Raw genomic sequence first — 8757 nt, 5'->3', positions numbered from 1 at the left:
GAATATCCCCCGCCGCTTAAGGCACTTAACTCACTTTACTCAGGAGCAGTTATTTACCTTTAATCTCATACAGTGGTGTTTGACCGGCAACCACATGACCTTCGGCTTTAATAACCAGAGCGCCGAAATCATCGCTGTTGCTGCACACAACCGGGCTTATCATCGAACGTGCGTTGGCGTTCAGGAACTCCAGATCCATTTCCAGAATCGGTTGGCCTGCAGTAACTTCCGCACCTTCTTCAACCAGACGCTTAAAGCCTTTGCCTTCCAGCGCTACGGTATCGATGCCCATATGGACCACGATTTCCGCGCCTTTAACAGTTTCCAGGCAGAACGCATGGTTAGTGTTGAAGATTTTCACGATGGTGCCCGCAGCCGGAGCAACCACGATTTTATCCGTTGGTTTCACTGCCACGCCGTCGCCTACTGCTTTGCTGGCGAAGGCTTCATCAGGAACCTGTTCCAGCGCAACTACGTCACCAGTAATCGGAGAAACCAGCGCTTCAACGGTGACTGCATTCGCTACAGCCTGCGGTTTTGCTACTGGGGCCGCTGCTGCTGGCGCACTTTCACCAGATGCTGCTGCCACCGGGCCACGCGCGACAACTTTCTTCATTTCGTCGCCGATGGATTCGGCTTTCGCACCCACGATGACCTGGATAGTTTGCTTGTTCAGCTTAACTACCCCAGATGCGCCTAAACGCTTACACATCGCATCGTTTACGCGACCGGAGTCGGCAACGGTCAGACGCAGACGAGTGATACAGGCATCAATCGCTTTCAGGTTGTCAGTACCGCCAACCGCTGCAATGTAGTTGGTTGCCAGTTGAGCCAAACCTTCTTCAGTGTTGCTGTTGGCTTCTTCAGTAACGATATCGTCTTCTTTATCTTCGCGGCCCGGCGTTTTCAGGTTAAACATACGAATAACCGCGCTGAACAGCACAAAGTAGATAACGAAGAACACCAGACCCATCACCACCAGCATCCAGACGTTCTTACTTGCTGCTGGCAGGTTGTACATCAACACGTAATCGATAGCACCTGCGGAGAAGGAGAAGCCTGCGTGGATCCCCAGCAGTGTTGCAACGAACAGGCTGATACCCGTTAACAGTGCGTGCAGGAGGTACAGCAGTGGAGCCAGGAACATGAACAAGAATTCCAGCGGCTCGGTAACACCGGTCAGGAACGCGGTGATCGCAACGGACAGCAGCATACCGCCAACCATCGGACGACGTGCTTTCGGAGCCGCGAAGTACATCGCCAGCGCCGCACCCGGCAGACCAAACATCATGATTGGGAAGAAGCCAGACATGAACATACCCGCAGTGCCGTCACCCGCGTAGAAGCGGTTGATGTCACCGTGGAATACGGTACCTGCAGCGTTAGTAAATTCGCCAATCTGGAACCAGGCGATGGTGTTCAGCACCTGATGCAGACCGGTTGGGATCAGCAGACGGTTGATGAAACCAAAGATACCGGAACCCAGCGCACCAGCGCCCACGATCCACTCACCACCCGCATGGATGGCGTTCTGTACCGGCGGCCATACGTAACCGAAGATAGCAGCCAGCACCAGACAGAAGAAGCCAGTGGCGATCGGCACAAAGCGTTTGCCGCCAAAGAAGCTCAGGAAGTCAGGCAGTTTGATACCAGACCAGCGGTTATACACGGCACCGCCGACCAGACCGGTGATGATACCAGCCAGCACGCCCATATTGATTGCAGGGTTAATGGTAACCATTGCTTTGGTCAATATGAAATAACCGACCGCACCTGCCAGCGCTGCTGCACCTGCGCTGTCTTTTGACCAGCTGGAAGCAACACCGATCGCAAAAATTAACGCGAGGTTATCAAAGATGGCCCCACCCGCTTGCGCGATGAAGGGTACGTTAAGTAAATCTGGTTGGCCGAATCGCAGCAGCAGTGCCGCGACTGGCAGCACAGCGATGGGGAGCTGTAACGCCCTACCCAGCCGCTGGAAAAAACCTAAAATATTCATTTTATTCCCCCTACGAGACCCCGATTAGGCTTCTTTGAAGCCATATTTTTATTGTGCGACCATTCCTGACAGCAAGATTCTGGAACAACGATATTAACCATTCATCTACATTCAGAGTGTGTGAAAAATTAATTCGTATCGCAAATTAAACGCGTGTTTTTTGTGATTCCAGTCACCAAATATCGTTATTAACCCTCCCTTTCACTGGCTAACTACGAAAACTTATTTTATCATTCAAAAAATCGAAACGGATTGATCCTTACCGATGCAAAACCAGGTTACGCTTATTACTGCACAGAGACTCAATCCGCCAACTGCTTACTTTTACTTTTGAGGTGAAGAATGAGACTGATCCCCCTGAATACCGCTGAACAAGTCGGCAAATGGGCTGCTCGCCATATCGTTAACCGTATTAACGCGTTCAAACCAACGGCAGATCGTCCGTTCGTTCTGGGCCTGCCGACTGGCGGTACTCCGCTGACAGCTTATAAAGCATTGGTTGAAATGCACAAAGCGGGCCAGGTGAGCTTCAAGCATGTTGTTACGTTCAACATGGACGAATATGTTGGCCTGCCGAAAGAGCATCCGGAAAGCTACCACAGCTTTATGCACCGCAATTTCTTTGATCACGTTGATATTCCAGCAGAAAACATCAACCTCCTCAATGGTAACGCGCCGGATATTGATGCAGAATGCCGTCAGTATGAAGAAAAAATCCGTTCTTACGGTAAAATCCACCTGTTTATGGGCGGTGTAGGCAACGATGGTCACATCGCGTTCAACGAGCCAGCTTCCTCTTTGGCTTCCCGTACCCGCATCAAAACGCTGACTCACGACACACGTGTTGCTAACTCACGCTTCTTTGACGGCGACGTAAGCCAGGTGCCTAAATATGCGCTGACCGTTGGCGTGGGCACCCTGCTGGATGCTGAAGAAGTGATGATCCTGGTTCTGGGCCACCAGAAAGCACAGGCGCTGCAAGCCGCCGTTGAAGGCAACGTTAACCACATGTGGACCATCAGCTGCCTGCAGTTGCATCCAAAAGCCGTTGTGGTCTGCGATGAGCCTTCCACCATGGAACTGAAAGTGAAGACGCTGAAATACTTCAACGAGTTAGAAGCGGAAAATATTAAAGGTCTGTAATTGATGTCTCCGCCCTGTCGATAAGTTGCAGGGCGGCATTTTTTTGAAATCGGGGGTCGGAATGTATGCTTTAACCCAGGGCCGGATCTTTACCGGTCACGAAATTCTTGATGACCATGCGATTGTTGTCGCCAATGGCCTGATCGACAGCGTTTGCCCACTGGCTGAATTACCGTCAGGGATTGAACAGCGCTCACTGAATGGGGCCATTGTTTCCCCCGGTTTTATTGATGTACAGCTGAACGGCTGCGGCGGTGTGCAGTTTAACGATACGGCAGAAGCCGTAACCGTTGAAACGCTGGAAATCATGCAGAAAGCCAATGAAAAATCTGGCTGCACCAACTATTTGCCAACGCTTATCACCACCAGCGATGACCTGATGAAACAAGGTGTTCGCGTGATGCGTGAATACCTGGCGAAACACCCGAATCAGGCATTAGGACTTCATCTTGAAGGCCCGTGGCTGAACCTGGTGAAAAAAGGTACCCATAATCCGGGATTTGTCCGTCAGCCGGACGCTGCACTGGTTGATTTCCTGTGCGATAATGCGGATGTGATCACCAAAGTCACACTGGCACCAGAAATGGTCCCGGTAGAGGTCATCACCAAACTGGTGAATGCGGGTATCGTGGTTTCTGCGGGTCATTCCAATGCAACGGTAAAAGAAGCAAAAATCGGATTCCGTGCAGGTATTACCTTTGCAACGCATCTGTTCAACGCGATGCCGTACATTACCGGCCGCGAACCCGGTCTGGCGGGCGCTATTTTGGATGAAGCCGATATCTACTGCGGTATCATCGCCGATGGCCTGCACGTTGACTACGTTAACATTCGTAATGCTAAGCGCCTGAAAGGCGACAAGCTGTGCCTGGTTACTGACGCGACCGCGCCAGCAGGTGCAAACATTGAACAGTTCATTTTCGCTGGTAAAACAATATACTACCGCAATGGACTGTGTGTTGATGAGAACGGCACGTTGAGCGGTTCATCATTAACCATGATTGAAGGCGTACGCAATCTGGTCGAGCATGCAAATATCGCCCTCGACGAAGTCTTACGCATGGCAACGCTCTACCCTGCTCGCGCCATCGGCGTCGACAAACAACTCGGCAGCATCGCGCCAGGCAAAGTAGCCAACCTGACTGCGTTCACGCACGACTTTAAAATTATCAAGACCATCGTTAATGGCAACGAGGTCGTTACTGAGTAAGAGAAAGAATGACACCAGGCGGACAAGCTCAAATAGGTAATGTTGATCTCGTAAAACAGCTTAACAGCGCGGCGGTTTATCGCCTGATTGACCAGCATGGGCCAATCTCGCGAATTCAAATTGCCGAGCAAAGCCAGCTTGCCCCCGCCAGCGTAACCAAAATTACGCGTCAGTTGATCGAACGCGGGCTGATCAAAGAAGTCGATCAGCAGGCCTCCACCGGGGGCCGCCGCGCTATCTCTATCGTCACAGAAACCCGCAATTTCCACGCCATTGGCGTACGACTGGGTCGCCACGACACAACGCTCACGCTCTATGATATGAGCAGTAAAGTTGTCGCCGAAGAGCATTACCCCCTCCCGGAGCGCACCCAGGAAACGCTGGAATATGCGCTGCTCAACACCATTGCCATCTTTATTGAGAGCTGCCAGCGGAAAATCCGTGAGCTGATCGCAATTTCTGTCATCCTGCCAGGCCTTGTCGATCCTGAAAGCGGCGTCATCCGCTATATGCCACACATTCAGGTCGAAAACTGGGGACTGGTCGAAGCGCTCGAAAAACGCTTCAAAGTCACCTGCTTTGTTGGTCACGATATTCGCAGCCTGGCGCTGGCTGAGCACTATTTCGGGGCAAGCCAGGATTGCGAAGACTCTATTTTGGTGCGAGTGCACCGCGGAACCGGCGCGGGTATCATCTCCAATGGCCGAATTTTCATCGGTCGCAATGGCAACGTCGGCGAGATTGGTCATATTCAGGTAGAGCCGCTGGGTGAGCGCTGTCACTGCGGTAATTTCGGCTGCCTGGAAACCATTGCCGCCAATGCTTCTATTGAACATCGCGTGCAGAACTTACTGAAGCAGGGTTATCCAAGTCGACTCACGCTGGATGATTGCAGCATCAAAGCCATCTGTAAGGCAGCAAATAAAGGCGATAATCTGGCAGCAGAAGTTATTGAGCACGTTGGTCGCCACCTGGGTAAAACTATCGCCATTGCCATCAACCTGTTTAACCCGCAAAAAATCGTCATTGCGGGCGAAATTACCGAGGCGGATAAGGTGCTGCTGCCTGCAATAGAAAGCTGTATCAACACGCAGGCGTTGAAGGCGTTTCGCCATAATTTACCGGTGGTTCGGTCCACGCTGGATCACCGCTCCGCCATTGGCGCCTTTGCGCTGGTGAAGCGCGCAATGCTCAACGGTACACTGCTGCAACGTTTGCTGGAAAGCTAATACACGTCATCCTTCGAGCTGCCTCTGCGTTAGCTGCATCTGCTCACCCCGGTCACTTACTTCAGTAAGCTCCAGGGGTTCGCAGACTTGCCGCCTTGATGCAACTCGAATGATGTAGTGTATTTTGTGTATAGTAATGCCTTCTTTTTTTAATGTCGGATTGTCCATGGCCATTAAGAATGTAATTTGTGATATCGACGGCGTGCTGATGCACGACAATGTTGCTGTACCGGGTGCGGCAGAATTTCTGACTGGGATCCTGGAAAAAGGCCTGCCGTTAGTCCTGCTGACTAACTACCCTTCGCAGACCGGGCAAGATCTGGCAAACCGCTTCGCCACCGCGGGTGTGAATGTCCCTGATAGCGTCTTTTATACTTCCGCGATGGCTACCGCTGATTTTCTTCGTCGCCAGGAAGGAAAAAAGGCCTACGTGGTGGGTGAAGGCGCGTTAATACACGAACTGTATAAAGCTGGATTTACCATTACCGACGTGAACCCCGATTTTGTGATTGTTGGCGAGACACGTTCCTATAACTGGGACATGATGCATAAAGCGGCGTATTTTGTCGCCAACGGCGCTCGTTTTATCGCCACTAACCCGGATACCCACGGTCGCGGCTTTTATCCCGCCTGTGGAGCACTCTGTGCCGGTATTGAGAAGATCTCAGGCCGTAAACCGTTTTATGTCGGCAAACCCAGCCCGTGGATTATTCGCGCGGCGCTCAACAAAATGCAGGCGCACTCGGAAGAAACCGTTATCGTTGGTGACAACCTGCGTACCGATATTCTGGCAGGTTTTCAGGCGGGTCTGGAAACTATCCTGGTACTGTCTGGCGTTTCCAAGCTTGATGATATTGACAACATGCCGTTCAGACCAAGCTGGATTTACCCGTCCGTTGCTGAAATAGACGTCATTTAATCTCTTTAGCCGGATAACAACATCTGCAAGTTATCCGGCCTGAAAAAGACATCCATTCAATAAAATCACCACTTCACTGTTGATTCATCAATAATAGCGCTCATTACATAATCTTTTTTCATCAATCAGCAATGACCATTGCGTTTTTTATTTTCTGACCCGTAATTCGCTTGCGCCCTCTCCAGCTTTGCGGCATTTTCTTTATCAAGCAAACATAAAAAGCATCACGCAACAGGTTAACGGAGAAGGTTATGTGTTCTATTTTTGGCGTATTCGATATTAAAACTGACGCAGTTGAACTGCGTAAAAAAGCCCTGGAACTGTCTCGTCTGATGCGCCACCGCGGCCCGGACTGGTCAGGTATTTACGCCTGTGATAACGCCATTCTGGCGCACGAACGTCTGTCCATCGTCGACGTCAATGCCGGTGCTCAGCCGCTGTACAACGTGAAGAAGACACATATCCTGGCGGTTAACGGTGAAATTTATAACCACCAGACACTGCGTGCTGAATACGGCGATCGCTACCAGTTCCAGACCGGTTCCGACTGCGAAGTTATCCTCGCCCTGTATCAGGAAAAAGGACCCGCGTTCCTCGATGACCTGCAAGGGATGTTCGCTTTTGCCCTGTACGACAGCGAGCAGGACGCCTACCTGATCGGTCGTGATCATATCGGGATCATCCCGCTGTATATGGGTTACGACGAGCACGGTAACTTCTACGTTGCGTCTGAGATGAAAGCGCTGGTTCCTGTCTGCCGCACGATCAAAGAATTCCCGGCCGGTAGCTATTTGTGGAGTAAAGACGGTGAAATTCGTCAGTACTACCAGCGCGACTGGTTTGAATACGATGCAGTCAAAGACAACGTTACTGATAAAAACGAGCTGCGCCAGGCGCTGGAAGATGCGGTGAAAAGTCACCTGATGTCAGATGTTCCTTACGGAGTTCTGTTGTCCGGTGGTCTGGATTCATCCGTCATTTCCGCGATCACTAAAAAATACGCGGCACGCCGTGTTGAAGATCAGGAACGTAGCGAAGCCTGGTGGCCACAGCTGCACTCCTTCGCCGTCGGCCTGGAAGGCGCTCCGGATCTGAAAGCTGCGCAAGAGGTGGCGAACCATCTGGGGACCGTGCACCATGAGATCCACTTCACCGTGCAGGAAGGTCTGGATGCGATCCGCGACGTGATTTACCACATCGAAACTTACGATGTCACGACGATTCGTGCCTCGACACCAATGTACTTAATGTCGCGTAAAATTAAAGCGATGGGCATTAAAATGGTGTTGTCGGGTGAAGGTTCGGACGAGGTGTTTGGCGGCTATCTCTATTTTCACAAAGCGCCAGATGCAAAAGAACTGCACGAAGAAACCGTGCGCAAGCTGCAAGCGCTGCATATGTTCGACTGCGCCCGTGCCAACAAAGCCATGTCGGCCTGGGGTGTAGAAGCTCGCGTGCCCTTCCTGGATAAGAAATTCCTTGATGTGGCGATGCGCATCAACCCGCAGGACAAAATGTGCGGCAACGGCAAAATGGAAAAACACGTTCTGCGCGAATGTTTTGAGTCCTACCTGCCGGCAAGCGTCGCATGGCGTCAGAAAGAGCAGTTCTCTGACGGTGTCGGTTACAGCTGGATTGACACCCTGAAAGAGGTGGCTGCAGAACAAGTTTCAGACCAACAACTGGAAACCGCCAGCTTCCGTTTCCCGTACAACACGCCATCGTCTAAAGAAGCGTATTTGTACCGTGAGATTTTCGAAGAGTTGTTCCCGGTAGCGAGTGCAGCGGAATGTGTGCCTGGCGGGCCGTCTGTTGCCTGTTCTTCTGCCAAGGCGATCGAATGGGATGAGGCGTTTAAAACCATGAACGATCCATCTGGCCGTGCCGTTGGCGTACACCAGTCCGCTTATAAATAAGTTAATCCTTAGATAAGAGCCCTGCGGGGCTCTTTTTTTATGTTTGTTTTCTGTGCAAAAAAACAATTAATAACTAATAATTGCCGAATATTGCGTCATGCTGTTCGCAACCTAACCAAACAGTCACATTCCAGCTATTTTCAATGAAAAAGGGGTTGACGCTTCAAGGCTCAATACGCATAATGCGCCCCGCAACGCCGATAAGGTTACGCGAAAAAAAGATGGCTACGTAGCTCAGCTGGTTAGAGCACATCACTCATAATGATGGGGTCACAGGTTCGAATCCCGTCGTAGCCACCATATTAAGGACGTATCGACTCGTTCGGTAAATCCAAAAAATT

At 51.1% G+C, this 8757-nt stretch carries 6 protein-coding genes and 1 tRNA gene; 6 read left to right on the top strand and 1 reads right to left on the bottom strand.

The window, feature by feature from the left end; genetic code table 11:
* Positions 1–49 precede the first annotated feature (49 nt).
* Entirely contained in the window at positions 50–1999 is a 1950-nt protein-coding gene (gene nagE / locus FDW94_RS03900) for a PTS N-acetyl glucosamine transporter subunit IIABC (protein WP_048235881.1), read from the bottom strand.
* A 342-nt stretch (positions 2000–2341) separates the two neighbouring features.
* On the opposite strand from nagE, the gene nagB reads away from it, so the two are divergent.
* From nagB to FDW94_RS03870, 6 genes are all read left to right on the top strand, one after another.
* The gene (gene nagB, locus FDW94_RS03895) at positions 2342–3142 is read left to right on the top strand and encodes a glucosamine-6-phosphate deaminase (protein ID WP_003022803.1); all 801 of its coding nucleotides are present in this window, start codon (positions 2342–2344) and stop codon (positions 3140–3142) included.
* A gap of 61 nt (positions 3143–3203) precedes the next feature.
* On the top strand, positions 3204–4352 hold the full coding sequence (nagA, locus tag FDW94_RS03890; protein ID WP_003831339.1) for an N-acetylglucosamine-6-phosphate deacetylase: 1149 nt from the start codon (positions 3204–3206) through the stop codon (positions 4350–4352).
* 8 nt (positions 4353–4360) lie between these two features.
* Entirely contained in the window at positions 4361–5581 is a 1221-nt protein-coding gene (locus FDW94_RS03885) for an N-acetylglucosamine repressor (protein WP_003022796.1), read from the top strand.
* Between the two features lie 166 nt (positions 5582–5747).
* A complete protein-coding gene (gene nagD / locus FDW94_RS03880; protein ID WP_003022792.1) occupies positions 5748–6500 on the top strand; it encodes a ribonucleotide monophosphatase NagD in 753 nt (250 codons plus the stop codon).
* 251 nt (positions 6501–6751) lie between these two features.
* The gene (gene asnB, locus FDW94_RS03875) at positions 6752–8416 is read left to right on the top strand and encodes an asparagine synthase B (RefSeq protein WP_008784099.1); all 1665 of its coding nucleotides are present in this window, start codon (positions 6752–6754) and stop codon (positions 8414–8416) included.
* A gap of 223 nt (positions 8417–8639) precedes the next feature.
* Positions 8640–8716: transfer RNA gene (locus FDW94_RS03870), tRNA-Met, on the top strand.
* The last annotated feature ends 41 nt before the right edge of the window (positions 8717–8757 follow it).

The organism is Citrobacter sp. wls757 (assembly GCF_005280935.1).
Taxonomy (GTDB): Bacteria; Pseudomonadota; Gammaproteobacteria; order Enterobacterales; family Enterobacteriaceae; genus Citrobacter; species Citrobacter portucalensis.
Note: the sequence above shows the minus strand (reverse complement) of the source record. Positions and strands in the feature narration are given on the sequence as shown.